General features: G+C 65.1%; 16 protein-coding genes. 2 read left to right on the top strand and 14 right to left on the bottom strand.

Annotated features, from left to right (window positions below):
* Positions 1-4: 4 nt before the first annotated feature.
* The 8 genes from LDO54_RS20180 to LDO54_RS20145 form a co-directional block, all read right to left on the bottom strand.
* Positions 5-793, bottom strand: coding sequence for a citryl-CoA lyase (locus tag LDO54_RS20180; protein WP_224012443.1), 789 nt, complete (start codon positions 791-793; stop codon positions 5-7).
* 56 nt (positions 794-849) lie between these two features.
* Positions 850-1,719 carry a MaoC/PaaZ C-terminal domain-containing protein gene (locus LDO54_RS20175; protein ID WP_224012442.1) on the bottom strand — a complete coding sequence of 290 codons (870 nt, stop codon included), beginning with the start codon at positions 1,717-1,719 and terminating at the stop codon, positions 850-852.
* 65 nt (positions 1,720-1,784) lie between these two features.
* Positions 1,785-2,585, bottom strand: coding sequence for an enoyl-CoA hydratase/isomerase family protein (locus LDO54_RS20170; RefSeq protein WP_224012441.1), 801 nt, complete (start codon positions 2,583-2,585; stop codon positions 1,785-1,787).
* Positions 2,582-3,751 carry a lipoate--protein ligase family protein gene (locus LDO54_RS20165; RefSeq protein ID WP_224012440.1) on the bottom strand — a complete coding sequence of 390 codons (1,170 nt, stop codon included), beginning with the start codon at positions 3,749-3,751 and terminating at the stop codon, positions 2,582-2,584. The genes LDO54_RS20170 and LDO54_RS20165 overlap by 4 nt, the downstream gene beginning before the upstream one ends.
* Positions 3,748-4,932, bottom strand: a complete 1,185-nt coding sequence (locus tag LDO54_RS20160; protein WP_224012439.1) for a phenylacetate--CoA ligase family protein — start codon at positions 4,930-4,932, stop codon at positions 3,748-3,750. Before LDO54_RS20160 ends, LDO54_RS20165 begins: the two co-directional genes overlap by 4 nt.
* Before the next feature lie 39 nt (positions 4,933-4,971).
* Complete coding sequence (locus LDO54_RS20155; RefSeq protein WP_224012438.1) at positions 4,972-6,171, bottom strand: acetyl-CoA C-acetyltransferase; 1,200 nt, start codon at positions 6,169-6,171, stop codon at positions 4,972-4,974.
* 57 nt (positions 6,172-6,228) lie between these two features.
* Positions 6,229-7,530 carry an acetyl-CoA hydrolase/transferase family protein gene (locus tag LDO54_RS20150; protein WP_224012437.1) on the bottom strand — a complete coding sequence of 434 codons (1,302 nt, stop codon included), beginning with the start codon at positions 7,528-7,530 and terminating at the stop codon, positions 6,229-6,231.
* Positions 7,530-8,435, bottom strand: coding sequence for an SDR family NAD(P)-dependent oxidoreductase (locus tag LDO54_RS20145; protein WP_224012466.1), 906 nt, complete (start codon positions 8,433-8,435; stop codon positions 7,530-7,532). The genes LDO54_RS20150 and LDO54_RS20145 overlap by 1 nt, the downstream gene beginning before the upstream one ends.
* A 316-nt stretch (positions 8,436-8,751) precedes the next feature.
* Here LDO54_RS20145 and LDO54_RS20140 point away from each other — a divergent pair, with 316 nt between their 5' ends.
* Entirely contained in the window at positions 8,752-9,654 is a 903-nt protein-coding gene (locus tag LDO54_RS20140) for a LysR substrate-binding domain-containing protein (protein WP_224012436.1), read from the top strand.
* 73 nt (positions 9,655-9,727) lie between these two features.
* Here LDO54_RS20140 and LDO54_RS20135 read toward each other — a convergent pair whose 3' ends face one another.
* The 4 genes from LDO54_RS20135 to LDO54_RS20120 form a co-directional block, all read right to left on the bottom strand.
* Positions 9,728-10,891 (bottom strand): acyl-CoA dehydrogenase family protein, encoded by a 1,164-nt coding sequence (locus LDO54_RS20135; protein WP_224012435.1) that lies wholly within the window; start codon positions 10,889-10,891, stop codon positions 9,728-9,730.
* 46 nt (positions 10,892-10,937) lie between these two features.
* Positions 10,938-12,467, bottom strand: coding sequence for a class I adenylate-forming enzyme family protein (locus LDO54_RS20130; protein WP_224012434.1), 1,530 nt, complete (start codon positions 12,465-12,467; stop codon positions 10,938-10,940).
* A gap of 313 nt (positions 12,468-12,780) precedes the next feature.
* The gene (locus LDO54_RS20125) at positions 12,781-14,148 is read right to left on the bottom strand and encodes an MFS transporter (RefSeq protein ID WP_224012433.1); all 1,368 of its coding nucleotides are present in this window, start codon (positions 14,146-14,148) and stop codon (positions 12,781-12,783) included.
* 69 nt (positions 14,149-14,217) lie between these two features.
* A complete protein-coding gene (locus LDO54_RS20120; RefSeq protein WP_224012432.1) occupies positions 14,218-16,581 on the bottom strand; it encodes a cytochrome P450/oxidoreductase in 2,364 nt (787 codons plus the stop codon).
* A gap of 143 nt (positions 16,582-16,724) precedes the next feature.
* On the opposite strand from LDO54_RS20120, the gene LDO54_RS20115 reads away from it, so the two are divergent.
* A complete protein-coding gene (locus LDO54_RS20115) occupies positions 16,725-17,660 on the top strand; it encodes an IclR family transcriptional regulator (protein WP_224012431.1) in 936 nt (311 codons plus the stop codon).
* Between the two features lie 84 nt (positions 17,661-17,744).
* On the opposite strand, the gene LDO54_RS20110 is transcribed toward LDO54_RS20115, so the two are convergent.
* Together LDO54_RS20110 and LDO54_RS20105 are read right to left on the bottom strand one after the other, a co-directional pair.
* Entirely contained in the window at positions 17,745-19,076 is a 1,332-nt protein-coding gene (locus LDO54_RS20110) for a cytochrome-c peroxidase (RefSeq protein ID WP_224012430.1), read from the bottom strand.
* 4 nt (positions 19,077-19,080) lie between these two features.
* Positions 19,081-20,376: an alkaline phosphatase family protein gene (locus tag LDO54_RS20105; RefSeq protein WP_224012429.1), complete on the bottom strand. Its 1,296-nt coding sequence runs from the start codon at positions 20,374-20,376 to the stop codon at positions 19,081-19,083.
* Positions 20,377-20,628 lie beyond the last annotated feature (252 nt).

Raw genomic sequence — 20,628 nt, 5'->3', positions numbered from 1 at the left:
TTCATCACACCTCGCCGCGCAAATGCGCCGAGGCTTCATCTTCCACGCGCTGCCACAACTCGAACGACATGGGCCGCTCGCCCTCTTCGAGCAAATGGCCGACGAGACCAATCGCGCGCGCCATCACACCGAAGCCGCGCACAATGCGCCACGGGAAACCGAACTCGCAGCAGATCGCACCGATTGCGCCCGTTGCGTTGATCGGCAGCGCCTTGCCGGACACGCGCTCCGCTTCCTTGCCGATCAACTGCATGAGCTTCACGTAGTCGCCCGACAAGCCGTTTTGCGCCGCGAGTTCGAACAGGCGCGGCGTGCGCGGATCGATAGGCTTGTGCAGCGGATGACCGAGACCGGGAATCGGCGTGCCGCGCGCGCGCCACGCGGCCACGGTCTCGACGGCGAGTTTGTCGAGGTCGTCGCATTGCGTGCCGTAAGGCAATACTTCGGACAACATACGACATGCGCCTTCCATGCTGCCGACGAACACCGAGCCGAGCCCGCAGAGTCCCGCAGCCACAGCCGCCTGTAGCGACTCGGGCGCGCCCGCATAGGTCATGCGCGCCGCGATCGCGCTCGGCGTCATGCCATGCTCGACGAGCGTGATAACGATGGCGTTGAACATCGCCGATTGCTGCGGCGTGGCGGCCTTGCCGGTCAGTTGCAGAAACGCGAAATCGCCGAGATTCATATGACCGAGCACTTCATCGGGCAGGCTCTTGCCGCGCACGACGATGCGATCGGGCGTGCTGTACGCAATATCGGAGCGCACCAGCGGTTTGGGTTGACGGGCCATGACTGCAGTTCCTTCGAATTCGAATGGGGGTGGACGAACGAAGCGTGGCGCGAACGTCAGCGCAGCGTCGCCGTGCCGTTGTTCAACACGATGATATTGCGCTCGACGACGCGCGCGCGAAAGCTCACCGCGTTGCCGTCTCGCCAGATTTCGGTGCGGATCGTTTCGCCCGGATAGACCGGCGCCGTGAAGCGCGCGTGAAAGCGCACGAGGCGCGCGGGATCGCTCGCGCACAGCGTCCTGAGCACGGCGTGCGCCGCCACGGCCCAGGTCGCGAGGCCATGCAGGATCGGCCGCTCGAAGCCGGCCGCGTGCGCGACGTGCGGATCGGCGTGCAAGGCGTTATCGTCGCCGCAGAGTCGATAGAGCAGCGCGGTTTCGGGACGCGTCGGCAGTTCGCAAACGTAATCGGCTTCGCGATCGGGCACGGCGGGCGGCGCGGGCGGCGCTTCGTCGCTCGGACCGCCCTGCGCGCTGAAGCCGCCGTCGCCACGGCAGAACGTGAGTTGGCGCAGCGTGGCGTAGCGCTCGCCCGTGGCCTTGTCGGTGAGGCTGCGTTCGATTTCGAGCAGCGCGCCCTTGCCGTCGCCCTTGTCGACCACGCGCGTGATACGCGAGCGGCCGATCACCGTGGCTTCACCCGGCAGCGGCCGGTGAATCTCGATGCCCTGCTCGCCGTGCAGCAGCCGCACCCAGTCGATGCCGCTTTTCGGATCGCGCGCCCAGAAGCCAGGAAAGCCGAGTACGACGGCGAACGTGGGTGGCACACGCAGTTCTTTTTCGTAGACGAACGCAAGATCGTCGGCATCGACAGGATTCGCGCCGTAGCCCACGGCGAGGCTGTAGAACATCGCGTCGCGCGCGGTGTAAGTCTGCTCGACGTCCTGGAACGGCCAGTTGCGCAGCGTGTGATAGTCGATCGTCATGACGGTGCGATTAACGTGAATGGCGTGAAGTGATTGAGCAAAAGCGAGCGTTTGCTCGTGTTTGCTTACGTGCTGGCCGGCCACTGGAACAGCGGCGTTTCCTTCTCGCGAAAGCGCCTCACGGCCTCGCGATGAAACTCGGTGGTGAACGCGATGCCTTGCGCGGCGGCTTCGATTTCGAGCATCGCGCGCAAGTCGCTGCCGAGCGATTGATTGAGCGCGCGTTTCGCGAGCCCGAACGCGACCGGCGACGCATTCGCAAGACACGCCGCGATCTGCGCGGCCCGCGCGTGCAACTGCTCCGCCGCGACGACTTCGAGCACCGCGCCCGCTTCCTTCGCTTCGGCCGCTCGCATCTCGCGCGCCGTGAACACAAGGTCTTTCGCGCGCGCGAGTCCGACCACGCGCGGCAGCGTGTAGAACGCGCCGCAGTCGGGCACGAGGCCCACCTTCATGAACGGCATGCAAAAGCGCGCGCGTTCGCTGGCGATCACGAAGTCGGCGGCCAGCGCGAGACTGAAACCCGCGCCATAGCAAACGCCATCGACGGCGGCGATCACCGGGCGATCGAGATCGATCAGCATGCTGACCCAGCCGTGCAGATCGTCGATGCGCTCGCGTCCCGCTTGCGCGCTCGTCACGTTCATGCCGCGCACGTCGCCGCCCGAGCAGAAGTCGCCGCCCTCGCCGCGCAGCACCACGGCGCGTATCGAGCGGTCCGCGCGAATGCGCACCACGGCGTCGTGCAGCGCGTTGCGCATCTCCGTGTTCAGCGCGTTCTTCGCTTCAGGACGATTGAACGAGAGCGTCGCCACGCCATCGTTTTGCGTGAACCGCAGCGTCGTGTTGTCCAGGTGATCGCTCATGCTGCGGCTCCCGCCGAACCGGCTTGCGCGCGGTGATTTGCCGACTCCGCCGACCTAGCCAACTCGGCCAGCGCCTTGTCGAGCGCCGTCAGCAGATGCACGGGTTCGACGCCCGCGAATTCCACGTCCTCGCGCGCGAGAAATGATTCGATGTGCTGACCACATGCATCTCGCGTGGCGGCGAGCCCCGCGAAGCCGTCTTCGAGCCAATCGACCGAGCGCAAAGGACGCGGATGCCAGTCGCCGTTCACGATCGCGCGCTGCACGACATCGCCGCGCACCAGCAGACTCAGCCAGATCAAACCCGCCGGTGCTTTCTCGCGCCCGCGCACGACACGATCGCCTTCGCGCGCGTGCGGACCGTAGCGCGTGGCTTCGCTTTTCTGATGGAACCACGCCTCATCGATCAGTTCGCTTTCATATTGCCGCGCGTAAGCGCGTTCGTCGGCGTTCAGATCACCAGATTCGAGCGCGATGTCGCCGAAGATGCGCCGCACGCACGCCTCCACCCACGCGCGCAATTCCGCCTCGCTCACGGCGCGGCCCAACTCCTGCTCCAGATACGTGTAGCGCGAGCCGAGATCCTTGTGCTTCTTATCCTTCACTTTTTCAGGCGCCATCGGCATCGCGCGCGCGGCGATGGCCGTGTCGATTGCCTTCACGTTCAGCAGAATGCGGAACGTCAGCACGCCGCTCTCGATTTTCAGCGACGTCGCGACAAGCTTGCGTCCGTCGATTTCCACATCGTTGAGCGGTCGGTACGCGGCGGCGAGACCAAACACTTCGCGCAGCGCCTCGGCCACATGACCGAGCACCGTGGGAAACGCATGCGCCGCCGTCGCGGGCACGCCGGGCAAATCGACCGGCAGATAGAGCGCGAGAAACGCCGAGCCGCTGCCCGCGTAAATCGCCCCGCCGCTGCTCACGCGCCGACGCACCAGCACGTTGTTCTCGCGGCAGAACGGCAGATCGAGCACCTGGTTCGGATCTTCGTTCACGCCCACCGTGATGCTGTCGCTGTTGAACACGTTCAGCAGCACCGTGGGCGGCGCGCGTCGCTCGGCCACCGCACGTTCGACGGCGGGCGATACCGAGGTCGAGAAGTCGGCGTAACTATGGCCGCCCACCACGTAGCGCCACGGCGACGCGGCTGTCTTTGCGTTCATGCTGTCTCTCTCCTGTTGTCTTCGACGAGCGCGGGGCCGTCGAGCTTCTCGACGACTTCGATCGCGTCGGCATGGATAAGCGTCTGGCGCTTGAAGCGCTCGGCGACGGCTTGCAGATCGTTGGGCGCGCCTTCCACGAGCAGCGTGAGATGGTCGCCGCCGTGCGCCTTGCGGCTCAGCACGAGGCGATACGCGCCCGTTGCGCCCGGCACGCCGAGCAGCACCGTTTTCAGTTCGGACGGGTAGACCTTCACGCCCTTGACCTTCACCATCGAATCGACGCGGCCGAACACGACGCGCGGCAACGACACGGTGCGGCCGTGCACGGGCGGCGTGCGTTCGAGCACGGTCAGATCGCCGGTGCGATAACGCACGAGCGGCTGCAACTCCTTCTTCAGATGCGTGAGGACGAGTTCGCCGCGCTCGCCGTCGGGCAGCACCGCGCCGCTATCGGGATCGATCACTTCGGCGTAAAGCAGTTCGTCGAACACATGCACGCCTTTCCTGTCGCCATCGCCCGGGAACGTTCGCGCGACCGGCAAACATTCGGACAACGAATAACTATCGATCAACAGCGTATCGGGCATCGCCGCGCGCACGCGCGCATACAACTCCGCGTTGCCGCTGAACGCCTCGCCACCCGCGAAGAACACACGCGGAATCGGGCAACCCGCTTCGATCAGTTTCAGCGCGTGCGACGGGTTGCCTGCGAGCACCGTCACGCCGCATTGGCGCGCGACCTGCGCAGCGCGCTCGGTTTCACCCGGTCCGTGCGGAATGCACGCGACGCCGCGCGCCTCCATCTGGCTTTGATAGAACAGTCCCGCGACGAACAGGTGATAGCCGAACGTGACCATGCAGACATCGCCCGGACCGATCCCGCACGCATCGAGATGCTGGCCGCACGCAGCTTCGATCGTGCGCAGATCGGTGGCGCTGTGCAAGATCGGCACGAGCGACGCGCCCATCGGCGTCAGATGCACGCGCACGGGCGGCGTGGACGGCGCAGGTGCGAACGCGCCATAGCCAGGCTTCGCCATTTCGGCGACGAGTTGCGCGCGCGACATCAGCGGCACACGCTCGGCGAATTCAGCGGCGTTCGCGACCTTGCGCGGCAAACGCCCCGCGTAGAACGGATGCGCGTGCAGACGTTCGAGCTGCGCATTGAGCCGGTCCAGCATGGTTGTCTCCTCCTTGTGATCGGGCCGCGCCCGTCTGCGTCAGACCGCGCGCTCGAAGATAGCCGCGATCCCTTGCCCGCCGCCCACGCACATCGTTTCGAGCCCATAGCGGCCCTTGCGGCGCTGCAATTCGTAGAGCAGCGTGGTGAGCATGCGCACGCCGGTCGCGCCGATCGGATGGCCGAGCGAAATGCCCGAGCCGTTCACATTCAGACGCGACTCGTCGTGCCAGCCCCAACCCTTGAGCACCGCGAGCACCTGGCACGCGAATGCTTCGTTCAGTTCGACGAGATCGAGCTGATCGAACGTGAGGCCGGTCTTTTGCAGCAGCTTCTTGACGGCCGGCACCGGACCGATGCCCATCGTCGCCGGCTCGCAACCCGATGCGGCCCAACCGGTCAGATAACCGAGCGGCGTGAGACCGAGCTTGTCGAGCTGGTCTTCAGCGACGATCAGGCACGCGGCGGCCGCGTCGTTCTGCTGGCTCGCGTTACCCGCCGTCACCGTGCCGCCTTTGATGAGCGGCTTGAGCTTCGCGAGCGAGGCCTCGCTCGCGTCGGCGCGCACGCCTTCGTCGCGCGCGAACTGAAGGGGATCGCCCTTGCGTTGCGGCACCGACACCGTCACGACCTCTTCCGCGAAGCGCCCCGACTCCCATGCGGCCGCCGCGCGTTGATGGCTGCGCACCGCATAAGCGTCGGCTTCCTCGCGCGTGATGCCGTATTGCTTCGCGAGGTTCTCCGCCGTCTCGATCATCCCCGAGATGTAGCCGAAGCGCGCCTCGGGCTGCGAGCGCTCGCGGCCGCGTTCGAGCCGGTCGTGCATGCGCACCGACCCGGCGCGCGCGCCCCAACGCATATCGGTGGTGTAGTACTCGATGTTGCTCATGCTCTCCACACCGCCCGCCACCACGACGTCGGCGGCACCGCTTTGCACCATCATCGCGGCGGTCACGACCGCTTGCAGGCCGCCGCCGCAACGGCGGTCGAGCTGCATGCCCGGCACTTCCACGGGCAAGCCTGCTTCGAGCGCGGCCCAGCGACCAATGCACGGCGTCTCGCTGTTCGCGTACGACTGGGCGAACACCACATCTTCGATACGCGCGGCGTCGATGCCGCTGCGCGCGATGGTCTCGCGCAGCACGGTGGCGGCGAGCGCCTCCACGCTCACGGGGCGCAGACTGCCGCCGAAGGTGCCGACCGGCGTGCGCACGGGCGCTACGATTGCTGCTCGTCTCATTTCGGAATCCTTGTTATTGATTTCGGTTACCGACAATCATCTTTTGTTGTTCGCGTCTCAGGCCACGATCGGCTCGCGCTGCGCGTGGTGCGCGGCGGCCAGCGCCTCGCGATGCTCGGGCGGCGCAATCTCCAGCATGCGTGTGACGCGCTGCGCGAGCGTGAGTCCACGCAGATCGGCCACGCCGTGCTCGGTGACAATGATCGCGGCGTCGCTACGCGGCGTGCTCACCGGACCGTTGAGCCGCGCGACGATGCGGCTGCCCTGACGCGTGCTCGACGCGAGCGCGACGATCGCCATGCCGCCGCGCGAACGCGCCGCGCCGCGCATGAAATCGAGCGCACCGCCGACCGCGCCCACATAGCGCCCCGCCGCGACCTCCGCGTTCACCTGGCCGGTCAGATCGACTTCGAGCGCCGAATTGATCGCCACGAAACGGTCGATGCTGCCGAGCACGTCGATATCGTGCGTATAGGCCGTCGAGCGAAACCGCACCTTCGCATTCCGATGCGCGTAGCGATACGCGCGACGCGTGCCCATCAGCGTGCCCGCGATGCTCACGCCCGCGTCGCGCGTCTTGCGTGCGTTCGTCACCACGCCCGCTTCCATCAGATCGGCGAGCGCGTCGCCGAATGCCCCCGTATGCACGCCCAGATTGCGGCGATCGTGCAGGTGCCCGGCAATCGTTTCGGGCAGCGCACCGAGGCCGAGTTGCAACGTCGATCCATCTTCGATCAATGCAGCGACGTGCGCAGCGATGCGCGCTTCCACCTCGCCTGCGAGCGCGAGCGGCGCTTCGAGCGGCATCCGCTCGGTGTGGATCAGCGCGTCGAAGTCGTGCGAGAGCAGCACGCGCTCGCCGTGCGTCCACGGCGCCGCCGCATTGACTTCGGCGATCACCACGCGCGCGCTGTCGATCAGCGGCACCAGATATTCGCGCGCGACCGAGAGGCTGTAACGCCCGGCTTCATCCGCGGGCGCGACTTGCAGCAATAGCACATCGACGCGATTCGGCCCGCGCGTGAGCGTCTCGCGAAACTGCGAATAGTGAACCGGCAGAATGTCGAGCACGCCCGCGCGTTCGAGCGCACGATTCGCAGCCGCGCCGCCGTAGCCCAGAAAGTCGACCACGTCCGCGCACGCGGGATCGAGCACGTCGGACCACGTCGCGCCGACGAACACGCGAAAACGTCCGCCCGATTCCGTGCGCCTGGCAATGGCGTGACGCTGCGCCATCAGCCGCGTCGTGAGCGCAAGCGGCTCCGCACCGCACTGCCCCCACGCCACCGTATCGCCGGGGCGCACGTACTGCGCGAGATCGAGCTGGTCCGCGTCGATCACGCGCGCCGCGCGCGACATCAGATCGGGTCCCAGCTGAATACGTCGGCGGACACGTCGAGCGTATGGAACGATTGGCGCAGCGCGGGCATCGCATGTTCGGCGATGCTCTGCGGCGTCCAGCCTTCACCGCGATGCACCGAGCGCACCGGACGCGGCTGGCTCATCAGGAAGATTTCGTTGTTGCGTACCGCGAAGATCTGGCCCGTGACGTCGGCGGCCTCCTCGCTCGCGAGAAACACGGCGAGCGGCGCGATCTTCGCGGGCGTCATCTGCTTGATCTTTTCGACGCGCGCTTCCTGTTCGGCCGAATCGATCTTGATCGAATTGATCATGCGGCTCCACGCGAACGGCGCGATGCAGTTCGAACGCACGCCAAACTTCTGCAGATCGAGCGCGATCGATTTCGACAGGCCCGCAATACCCAATTTCGCTGCGCTGTAATTGGCCTGCGCGAGATTGCCGATCAGCCCCGAAGTCGACGTCATATGCACGAACGCACCGCTGCGCTGTTCCTTGAAATGATCGGCGGCCGCGCGCGACACGTAATACGAGCCGTACAGATGCACTTTCACGACGGCGTCGAATTCTTCCTCGCTCATCTTGTGGAAGAAGCGGTCGCGCAGAATGCCCGCGTTATTGACCACGCAGTCGATACGGCCGAACACGTCGAGCGCGTTCTGCACGATGCGCGCCGCGCCTTGCGGGTCGGCGACGCTATCCGTGTTCGCGGTCGCCTGACCGTCGAACGCCTGGATCTCCTTGACCACGGCCTGCGCGGGGCCGTCGTTATGGCCCTCGCCCGCCAGCGATGCGCCCACGTCGTTGATCACGACCTTCGCGCCCTGACGCGCCATCGCGAGCGCGATATCGCGGCCGATGCCGCCGCCCGAGCCCGTCACCACCACCACCTTGCCGTCCAGCATCCGTTGCGTCGTCATCTTTTGTCTTCCTCCAGCCCGCCTTGCACGGGGCGTTATTCGAATGATCGCGATTGAATGCGCGCTTTGGGCGTAACCGGCCGCGCACAGTGTGTTTTGCAGCTTGACGCAACGCGCGCGCACGCACAATTTGGATATGCCGAACGCCCATTTCGTCCACGATTAACCCGTGATTTCGCTAATGGCGCATGTTGCAATGCGGCGCAATAATGGTCAGTGTGCGTCGATGCGCGCCGATGCCCCGCGCATGGGCACGCGTACTGTGAACCGACGCGCGCACTGTCACCATCCAGGCGGAGCAATGCATTTCGATCTAGTCGACCTGAAGCTCTTTACGCACGTCGCGGAGGCCAGCAGCCTCACGCGCGGCGCGGAACGCGCGCACCTGTCGCTGCCGGCGGCGAGCACGCGCATCAAGAATCTCGAGGAACAGGTTGGCGTCAAGCTGCTGTCGCGCACGAGCCAGGGCGTGACGCTCACCGCGCCCGGCGAAACGCTGCTCGCACACGCGCGCCGCGTGCTCAAGCAACTCGAACAATTAAGCGGCGATCTACAGGAATATTCGCAGGGCGTGAAAGGCCACGTGCGCGTTTTCGCCAATACCACGGCGATGAGCGAATTCCTGCCCGCCGTATTGCGCACCTATCTGATCAATCATCCCGATGTGTACGTGGATATTCACGAGCGCCTGAGCCCGGATATCGTGCGTGCGGTGCAGGATGGCACCATCGATATCGGCATCGTGGCGGGCGAGATTCGCACCGAAGGTTTGCAGGTCATGCCTTATCGGCGCGATCGTCTCGTGCTGGTTACCGCGCTTTCCCATCCGCTTGCGCAGGCCAGTGAAACGGCATTTGCCAACACGCTCGATTACGATTTCGTTGGGCCGCCCGACGAAAGCGCGATCTTTGCGTTTCTGAAACGCGCCTCATCGGATTTGCAGCGCACGATTCGCTGGCGCATTCAGGTCGGCAATTTCGAAGCGGCGTGCCGCATGATCGAGGCGAATATCGGCATTGGCGTGTTGCCCGAGGGCAGCGCGCGCCGCCATGCGCAAACCATGGCGCTCAAGATCGTGCCGCTCACCGACGAATGGGCCGTGCGCAAGCTGCAAATCTGCGTGAACGATCGCGACGCGCTGCCGCTGTTCGCGCGCAAGCTCGTCGATCTGCTGGTCGCGGATGGCATTGGCCGGCTCGAATAACGCGTTTCGTTTTAGCAAAAAAAAGCGGCGGCGCATTTGAATGTTGAATGGCGCCGCCGTTTTCTATTTCAAATCACTTCAATTCACCGCCCGCCTCCCGCATCATATTGCGCGCGATAACGATCTGCTGAATCTGGCTCGTGCCTTCGTAAATGCGGAACAGACGCACGTCGCGATAGAAACGCTCGATGCCGTATTCCGCCATATAACCCGCGCCGCCAAAAATCTGCACCGCGCGATCCGCCACGCGTCCGCACATTTCCGAAGCAAACAGTTTCGCGCACGCGGCTTCGGTGCTCACATTCTTGCCTTCGTCGCGGCGGCGCGCAGCGTCGAGCACCATGCAGCGCGCGGCGTAAAGTTCGGCCTGACTATCGGCGAGCATGGCCTGCACGAGCTGGAATTCGCCGATCGCCTGACCGAACTGCTCGCGCTCCATCGCATAGCGCAGCGCGTCGTCGAGCATGCGCTGCGCCACTGCCACGCAGATCGCGGCAATATGAATGCGGCCCTTGTCGAGCACTTTCATCGCCGTCTTGAAGCCCACGCCCTCTTTGCCGCCGATGATATTTTGCGCAGGCACTTTCACGTCTTCGAAAATCACGTCGCAGGTATGCGCGCCCTTCTGGCCCATCTTGCGGTCGCGGCGGCCGAAACTGATGCCCGGCGTTTTCGCATCGACGATAAACGCCGTAATGCCGCCTGCGCGCGGTTCCTCGGGATTGGTGCGCGCCATCAGCGTGAACATGCCCGCTTGCGGCGCGTTCGTGATGAAGCGCTTGGTGCCGTTCACCACGTAATGATCGCCGCGGCGTTCGGCGCGCGTCTTGAGCGAGGCCGCGTCTGAACCCGAACCCGGCTCGGTCAGCGCGAAACTCGCGATCACTTCGCCGGTCGCCAGCTTCGGCAGCCACGTGGCCTTCTGTTCTTCGGTGCCATCGATCACGATGCCCTGCGAGCCGATGCCCACCGTCGTGCCGATGATCGAGCGGAACGCAGGCGAGGTCTTGCCGAGTTCGAACATCACCAGCACTTCCTCTTCCATCGTCAGGTCGAGGCCGCCGTAGGTTTCGGGAATCGTCAGGCCGAACAGGCCCATCTCCTTCATGTCATTGACGATGTCGGCGGGAATTTCATCGGTTTCCGCCACGCGTTCCTCGTTCGGCACGAGACGCTCGCGCACGAAGCGCGCGACGTTATCGAGCAGAACGTTCATCGTTTCCTGGTCGCGAATCATTATTGTCGGTCCTGAGTTTGCGTGCTTGAATGGGATAGGCGTGCGTTCAACGCCGGCGCGCGGCGAGTTCGCGCAGCGGCTGCTTTTGCAGCTTGCCGCTCGCCGTGGTGGGAATCATGTCGATGGGCACGATCTGCGCGGGCCGCTTGTAGGGCGAAAGCCGCTCGCCGATATAGCGTTGCAGCGCGTCGATATCGAGCGTCGCGCCTTCCTTCGGCTCGACGAAGGCCACCACTTCTTCGTTGCCCTCGGCGTCGGTGCGGCCCACCACGGCGCACAAACGCACCGCGTCGTAGGTGTTGATCACCGATTCGACTTCGATCGGATAGACGTTGAAGCCCGAGCGGATGATCAGATCCTTCGATCTGCCAACGATAAAGAGCGCGCCGTCGGCTTCGAGACGACCGAGGTCGCCGGTCTTGAGCCAGCCTTCGGCGTCGATGGCTTCCTCGGTCAGACGCGGTTCGCGGTAGTAGCCTTTCATCACGCCGGGACCGCGCACCCACAGTTCGCCGGCTTCGCCGCGCGGGACATCGCGGCCATCGGGACCGACCACGCGCAGTTCCGCGCCTTCGACGATCTGCCCCGACGACACATCCTTGCGCGGCCGGTCCATGCGCGTGATGAACAGCGAGCCCGCATATTCGGTCATGCCGTAGCCGTGATGCAGCGGCATGCCGAACAGCGTTTCGACCTGCTGCTTGAGTGTGGGATCGAGCGGACCGCCGCCCGTGTAGAGATAACGCAGACGCGGTGCGTTCACGGCGCCGCCATGCTCGCGCACATAAGCGACGATGCGCGTGAACATCGTCGGCACGCCTTGCAGGATGGAAATTTCGGCGGCCGTGAGCGCGCGCACCACTTCCTCGGCGGAAAAGCGCGCGGCCAGATGCAGGCTCGCGCCCGCTTCGAAGGTCGCGAGCAGCAGCGTGGCGAGGCCGAAGATATGCGACATCGGCATGACCGCGTAAGCGCAGTCGGCGGGGCTCATGTCGCGCGACGTAGCCGAGACGCGCGCGAAATGCAACAGGCCGCGATGCGTGGCCATCACGCCCTTGGGCTGGCCGGTCGTGCCCGAGGTGTAGATCAGCAGCGCGACTTCGTGAACGAGCGCTTCGGGCTCGCGCGTGGCGGCGGGATCGGGGTCGGCCATCATCAGCGGGCCGAGGCCTTCGGGCGCGATTTCCTTCGCGCGGTAGCGCACGCCGTGACGCAGCGCGTCGGGCGACGCGGCATGCGTGAACAGCACGAGGCGCGGGCCGCAGTGCGCGCGGATGGTTTCGATTTCACGCTCGGACAGCCGCGCGTTGACGATGGCCGGCCACGCGCCGATTTCCGAAAGCGCGAACAGCAGCGCGATCACGGCGGAACAGTTTTCGGCGACCACCATCACGCGGTCGCCGGTGCCCACGCCCTGCTCACGCAGGAAACGCTCGGCCGACTCCACGTTGTGCCAGAGCTGGCCGAAGCCGGTTTCCCGGCCCTCTTCGCGTATCGCCGTGGCAGCGGGCGTCGTTTGCGCCCAGTGCCGCGCGATGTCGCTGATCTTGCGCGCCGCTCGCCTCTCCACCGTCACCTCCTCTTTTTGCCTTGTTTTCTGCGCGCGGCGTCATCTCGCACCGCGTCGCGACAGGCACCAGTGTGGTGGAGCAGCGCGTAGCCAACAATTCGTTTTCGAAGAAGCCGGCATTCGTCTGGCCGGAAGTCGGCATTCGCCCGGAGTGGGTGCGGAGAAACCCGCATGTGCGCGCGGGCGAAGGTTCACTGGCGGGGTCCGATCGAGACGAAAAACGTCTCGATCGTGCGCGATTAATCGGGTGAGGATTAATCGCGATGCATCAATTGCGTGCGTGCATCCTCTGCACGAATCCTATGTCCGGCGCGGCGCCTCATTCCGCCTGCACCGCTGCGCTCCGAGCGCCGGCTTCGCTGCCGCTCGCGCGATGGATCGCCACGATGCCGATCAGCGAAACGCAGGCCGGCACGGCCGCCGCCATGAACAGCGCCGACGACGACCAGTTCAGATGCAGCAGCGCGCCGCCCAGCACCGGACCGACCACCGAGCCGATGCGCCCCACGCCGAGACTCCAGCCGATGCCGGTCGAGCGCAGCGAAGTCGGATAGTAGGTCGCGGCCAGCGCGTTGAGCGCGGGCTGGCCGCCGATGATCGAAAAGCCCGTGAGGAAGATCGCCACGAACATCGCCACCACCGAGACCATCACCGCCGGATTGCCGATCGCCGCCGTCGCCACGATGGCGATCAGGAAGGTGCTGGCCAGCACGCGCGTAAAACCCGCCACGTCGATGATGCGTCCGAGCAGCAGCGTGCCGATCACGCCGCCGCCCCACAGCGCGGTACCCGCGAGCACGGCGGTCTGGGTCGAGTAACCGGCGTCGCGGATCACGGTCGGCAGCCAGTTCGAGAGGAAATACATATCGAGCAGATTCGCGAAGTTCACGATCCAGAGCAGCACCGTAACGCGCGCGCGGCCCTCCTTGAACAACTCGACGAACGGCAGGCCGCGCGAGCGTGTTTCGGCGCTCGTGAACACGGTGTCGTCGGGCAGCGCGAGCGTGGGCGCGATGCGCGCCAGTTGCTGACGCACGCGGGCCGCGCCGCGCGCGTTGCGGTTCTGGCGGAACAGAAGGAACTGGATCGACTCCGGCAGCGCGAGCCACATGAGCACGCCCATCGCGAGCGGAATGGCACCGCCCACGAAGAACACCGCGCGCCAGCCGAAGGCCGGAATCAGCGCGGCGGTGATGAGGCCGCCCACCACGCCGCCGAGCGTGAAGCCGCACGAGACGATCATCATCAGCGTGACGCGCATACGGCGCGGGCTGTACTCGCCCGCGAGCGCCATCGCGTTCGGCATGATGCAGCCGAGGCCGAGTCCCGCCAGGAAGCGCCACGCGATCAACTGCGGAATTGTCTGCGCAAAGCCGGTGGCGATCATGCAGACCGAGAAAAACAGCGTCGCGCCGATTAGCACGGGACGACGGCCGATCTTGTCGGCAAGCGCGCTGAACGTGAGCGAGCCCACCAGCATGCCGAACAAACCCGCGCCGAACACGGGGGCGAGCGTTTCCTTGGCGATGCCCCATTCGCGGATCACGACCGGCGCGACATAGCCCATCGACTGGACGTCGAAGCCGTCCATCACGAGACACAGCGCACAAAGCGCCACCACCAGTAATTGATACGGGCCGAACCGGCTCGCGTCGACGACGCCCGTCACCTCCACGGTCTTGCTCATGCTGCTGTCTCCAATCGATATCTTTTTAGTCTTGATGCGGTCTCGCTCGCGCGGCAATCCTGGGCGCGGCTAAAGTTCGAGCACGATGCGCTGCCCCTTCGCGCGCGAGCAGCAGGCCATCATGCGCGTCTGCGTATCGCGTTCGGCGCGCGTGAGCACGACGTCGCGGTGATCGATCTCGCCCGCCAGCACGCGCACTTCGCACGAGCCGCACAGCCCTTCCTCGCAGTCGCTCTGCACGTCGATATTGGCGCGGCGCAGCGCGTCCAGCACGGTCTGATCGGCGGCCACGGGCAACACGAGTCCCGAATCCTTGAGCTCGACTTCAAAGGCGTGTTCATTGGCCGGATCGAGCTTGCCCACGCTCGCCGCGAAGTGCTCGACACGCAGCGCGTCTTCGGGCCACGCCGCGCTCGCGGCTTTGAGCGCGTCCAGCATGCGCGCCGGCCCGCACGCATAGACGCGCGTGTGCGCATCCACGCGCAGCGCGCCGAAGTCGTTGCGCGTGCCTTCCTCGGAGACATGCAGATGCAGCCTGTCGCCATGCAGCGACTTCAGTTCGTCGACGAGCGCCATGCCCGCGCGCAAGCGGCCGCTGTAATGCAGTTCATAGTCGATGCCGAGTTCGCGCGCGCGGCGCGCCATCGCACTGACCGGCGTGATGCCGATGCCGCCCGCGATAAAGATCGCGCGCCGTCCTTCCTCGTCTAGCCGGAAGTGATTGCGCGGACCGCGAATCTTCAGACGCATGCCCTCGCGCAGCGTGTCGTGGACCCAGGCGGAACCGCCGCGGCTTGCGGCTTCGCGCAGCACGGCGATCTCGAACGCGCCCGCGTCGGCCGGATCGCCGCACAGCGAATACTGGCGCGAGACGCCGGTTTCGCCGCATTCCACGTCGATATGCGCGCCCGCCGCCCAGCGCGGCAGCGCGCCGCCATCGGGCTCGACCAGACGCAGGCGCACGATATCGTCCGCCACGCGCTCCACGCGTTCGACCACGACGGGACGGCTCAACGCATGCGTCGACGGCTCGCCGATGCGCACCGGCACGTGCGCGCCCAGCAGCGCCGGATTCGCGCGCTCGGGATTGTCACGCGGATCCCATTCGACCCACACATGTTCCGGACCCCGAAACGATGTGTTCGGCACATAGCTAAATGACTGCTCGGCGAGACGCATATGCGGCAAGCGTCGCGTGAACTCCTCCAGAAAGATCTGCATCTCCATGCGCGCGAGATTCTTGCCCATGCATTGATGCGAACCATAGCCGAAGGTGACGTGATCGCTCGCATTGTCGCGGCGGATGTCGAACAGATCGGCATCGGCGAAATGACGTTCGTCGTGATTCGCGGACGAGGTCACGATCAGCAGCTTCGCGCCCGCCGGAATATCGATGCCGCCGATCCGCACGTCCTTCGTCGCGAGCCGCCGCCATGCGGCCACCGAACCGTTGTGGCGCAGGCACTCCTCCACCGCGTTCGGAATCAGGCTCGGGTCCTCGCAGATCTCGCGCCACGCTTGCGGATGCTGCAAAAGCAGCTTCATCGCGTTGGCCGTGGCGTTCGCGGTGGTTTCGTGCGCGGCCACGATGCCGGCCATCATCATCGAATGCAGATATGAATCGGTGACGACGTCCGGGTGTTCCTGTTGCTTGCGGATACCGTATTGCATCCAGCCGGGGCCATCGGGATTCTGGCGCATCTTCTCGAGCACCTTGCCCGCGAACTGCCAGAAGTTGCCCACCGCGTGCGCGACGGCGACCTGCTCGTCCGGGCGCGGACGTCCCCACGTATTGACCGTGTGTGCGATCGAATACTGGCGCAGCAGATCCATGTCCTCTTCGGGCACGCCGAGAAAATGCAGCGCCACCGTGAGCGGCACTTCCCACAACATCTGATCGACGAGATCGGCGCGGCCCGAGTCGATGAAACGATCGACGTACTCGCGCGTGAGACGGCGCACCATCGGCTCGTGATGCTTGAGATGCTCGGGCGTGAACGGCTCCATCAGCGCACGGCGGCGCGGCATGTGCGCGGGCTCGTCCTCGTTCACGAGCGTGCGGTTCATCGCATAGCCGTACGACGAGAGCACCGCATTCGCTTCCGGTCCGGTCGGCGTGATTTTTTCGAGCGCGATCGACGGCGAGAACGTGAGGTTGTCGCGAAAGATCGACTTGATGTCGTCGTAGCGCGTGACCACCCAGTAGCCCAGTTGCGGGCTGTAGAACACCGGCTCCTGCTCGCGCGCCCAGCGCACGTAGTCGGGCGGGTCCTGCTGATAGCCGTCGCTGAAAGGGTCGAATGCGGCGGCGTTCGCGCTCACCGCGTGCATCGGACAGCGCGCGGCGTCCGGCGTGGATTGTGGGGATTGTGCGGCCAGCGCCGCGTGCGGAAACGGGCAGCGCCCGGACGTTTGTGAAGGTGTCTCGCTCATCGTCCTGCCTCCTGCTGAAAGCGTCGAATCATGTTGATTGCGTTTTGCGTAACTCTAGTACGCATTGCGTAATTGCGAGATAGGGGTTAACCTCGGCCCACGTCGCCATTCGCGCGAAGCGGCCCTGACACTAGAATCGCCGTATGAAAAAAACCGCAACGTCCACGCCCGCTGTTTCCGCCGCGAGCGCTCCCGCGCGACGCAAAGCATCGCGCGCCGCCCCCGCTTCGTCCGCCCCCGCTTCGTCCGCCTCAAAAACGAACGTAGAGAGCGAAACGAGCGCCGCGCCCGTCACGCGCGAACGCCGCCAGCGCGTGCAGTCCGCGCAAACCGGCATGGCCGTGCTCAAGGGCCTCGCGCGCCTTGGCGGCCGCGCGAGTCTTTCGGGGCTCGCCGCGTTCGTGAACGAGAGTCCCGCGAAAGTGCACCGCTATCTCGTGAGTCTGATCGAGGAAGGACTGGTCGCGCAGGACAGCGCCACGCAGCAATATCAGCTCGGGCCTGAAGCGATGATGATCGGCGTGGCCGCGATGCGTCAGGCCGATCCTGTGCGTATCGTCGAGCCCGCGCTCGTGCGGCTGCGTGCATCGCTCGAAGTCACGTCGTTCGTCGCGGTGATGGGCAACAAGGGACCGACGATCATCCGCTTCGAGGAACCCGGTCTGCCCGTGACGGTGAACGTGCGCGTGGGCTCGGTGATGTCGCTGCTGTGGTCGTCGACAGGACGCGTCTTTCTAGGCTTGCTCGACGATTCACGCGTGCTCGCGCAGGCGCAGGAAGAACTCGCGCACGCCGACGCCGATCTGCTCGCGCAACTCGATGCGCGCGATCCCATCGGCACGCTGCGCAGCGCCGTGCAACGCGCGCACTGTGCGAGCGTGAAGGATACGAATCTCAAGGGAATCAGCGCGGTGTCCGCGCCGCTGTTCGATCACACCGGCAAGCTCTGCGCGGTGCTCACGGCGCTCGGCGCGACGGGCGGTTTCGACGCCGCGCCCGATGGTCCGATCGGGCGCGCGCTGCGCGACGAAGCGGCCGCCGCCAGCGCCCTGCTCGGTTATATCGCGCCCGCCGTCTGATTGAAGTTAGATTGAAGTTTGCTTGAATCGCGGCGCGCATTTTTCAATGCGCGCGCCGCGAGTCTTCACGCGCGCCCGCAAACGTTATTGCCGCTTGATCGGCGCGCTCACCTTCACGAACCGCGCGCCTGCCGTCGGCGGATTGCTCGGCAGATAGCCATCGTCGAGCGTCTTGAGGAACGCGATCACGTCGTCGATATCGCGCGCATTCCACGCGGGCTTGCCGCCCGGCTTGCGCGTCAGCGGCTCGTCCACGATATCGACATTCACACGCTCGGCCACGGGCAGATCGTCGAACTTCACGACATGGCCCTGGCGATCCTTCGGATACCACTTCTCGGGATTCGTATCGCGTTCCACGTAAAAGCGCAGCGCGTCGCGCAGCGTATGAAAGCGCCCGTTGTGAAAGAACACGCCGCGCGTGGCGACGTTGCGCAGCGTGGGCGTCTTGAAGAGGCCGCAGTAATTCTTGTTGCTCGACACGTCGGTGCGCACCGGGCCGCACAGGCCTTTGTCGTAATACTTCGGATCGCGGTTCGCGCGCAGTTCGGGATTGCGCGGCACACCGAGCGCTTCGAACTGGAAATCGGTAAAGAGCGGATGCGCGCCGTTCGCGCCCACCTGATCGATATGACACGACGCGCAATTGCCGCCGTTCGGATCGTCGAACAGCTTCTTGCCGCGCATTTCGCTCGCGGTGAATTCGGCCTTGCCGTCGAGATACGCGTCGAACTTGCTCGTGTACGAATGGAAGCCCGGCTCCTCAAGCTCGAAGCGCTCGACCGCCTGCATCGCCTGATGCACGGCCGCATCCTTCGAGACGAAAATCGTCTCGCCGAACAGTTGTTTGAAACGCGCGGCATACGGCGCGCGTTCGAGTTTCGCCGCCACGTCCGCGGTGTCGCGATTCGCCATCTCGTTCGGATTGAACAGCGGGAACAGCGCCTGATCGTGCAGCGTGTTGTAGCGGCCATCCCATGCGAAGCCGCCAGCGGGCGGGCTGTCGGCATCGGTCAGACGCTCGAACACGCTCGCGGCCTGCACGTGCGTCCATACCGGCGTGCGATTGAGCACGTAGCCGAGCGTGGGCACGGCGCGCGAGCCCTGCGAGCGCAGGTCGCTGCCGCCGAGTTGCGCGGCGAGCCCATTGGGCGGACCGTAGGCATGCGCGGGACTGTGGCAGCTCGCGCACGACATGCGGCCCGACGCGGACAGCGACGGATCGTTGAAGATGAGCTTGCCGAGCGATGCAACGTCGCTGAGCGCGGGCTGCGATTGCGAAGGCTGGGTTTGCGAAGACTGCGCGTGCGCTACACCGATGCCCGGTGCAGCAACAGCCGCCAGCGCGGTAGCGCCGGCGGCCAGCGCAGTCGCGACGGCGCGACGCGCCGCCTGACGTGCGTGGAAAACGGTCATCGGCTTAGAGGCTCGTGAAAATGTCCTTGCCGAAACCGACCAGCCCCGACTGCCCCGCATAGCCGAGGTGGCTCAGACCGAACATGTCCTCGATGCTCTTGAGCATCGAATAATGGTTGTACTGCACCGTCGACACCGTGCCCGGCTTGATGAACTTCGAGAGCATCACCGCGCCCGTGCGGTCGCCGCCGTAGCTCGTCTTCGTGAGCACGAGGTCGATGTTGCCGGTCACGCCCGACGGCACGGTCATGCCGAGCTTCGTCAGATACGCGGCGGGCACCGTGCCCATCGTCGCCGATTGCGGGAACGTGCCGAGGTTCGGACCTTCCTGCTGGCTACAGCAGGTGTCGCCCGCGAAGGTGAAGTCCACCTCGGTCGAACTCGGCATGCTCACCGACGCATAGCTGCTCTCGTCGAAGTTGATGATCAGCAGGCCATCCTGTTGATAAGCCGGCGACGCCATGATGATGGGCACCCACTTCTGCAGGAACGCATCGGCCGAAACGAGACCGCCCGTCGCGCCGTTCGCGCACGGCGAATCGTGGCCGTCGTCACAGGTGCTCGGCGTGATGAGGTTGAAGTTCGCCGTGGTCGCGACCGTCTTGAGGTCGGTCGTCAGGTTGTCCAGGTTCACCACGTTCTTCTCGCAGTCCGGCGAGTCGATGATCGAGTGGAAATACATGAACGGGTTGTGACGCGTGGCGTACGAATCGCCGAGCGGCACGGTCGCGTTCGGCGCTTCCTGGGTGTTGGTCAGGTCGGTCGTGTTCAGCGTCGGGTGACCGCAGGTGGCCGCTTCGCGCGCCGGGTCGTTGCCCATGTCGCCTTCGTAGCCCTTCCATGTGAGGTTCGCGGCCGTGAGCTGGTCGGCGAGCGTCTTCACGCTTGCGGGATACACGCAGCCCGTGCCGATCGCCTGGCCGTCCGAGGTCATGCCCGTGAGGTTGAAGTCCTCATAGGTCGTGCAGTCGTTGTCGGTCTGCAGCGTCGGCGCCTGGCCGCTGATCATCGAAATGTAGTTGTCGAGGCTGACGTGACCCGTGCCGTAATACTGCTGCACGAGCGCGCCCTGCGAGGTCAGCGTATTCGCCAGATATGGCGCCTTGGTGCTCGCGTTGAACGTCGTCGTGTAGTTCTCGTTTTCGAGCGTGATGACGAAAACGTGGCGGATCTGCTGGGTCGTGCCCGCGACGCTGGAATTCACCGACGAGCCACACGCGCTCACGAAAAGCGCAACGAATAGCGCGGCGAAGACGGTCGCGCAGAACGCGCCGAATTTGCCCTTGAAGCAAACAGCCATGGGAGTCCTCTGTTGTGTCGAGTCGTTATCGGTTTTATTGGTACCCATCCGATGCAGACCGAATGGGCCGCGAAAGCTTAAGTAAGGTGTATGACGAATCCATGAAAAATGCGGGCTTTCAGGCACGGTCGTGCAAAAACCACAGAAAAGCATCATGCTTGCGCGCGCAACGGATTGAACGTCCAGCGCCGTTTCATAGATGAACTGAAATGGCCCGCCGAACAGCGGAGTGATAGCGGATCGACGCCGCCG

Source organism: Paraburkholderia tropica, assembly GCF_914484835.1.
GTDB lineage: Bacteria > Pseudomonadota > Gammaproteobacteria > Burkholderiales > Burkholderiaceae > Paraburkholderia > Paraburkholderia tropica_A.
This window is presented reverse-complemented; position numbering and strand designations above follow the sequence as displayed.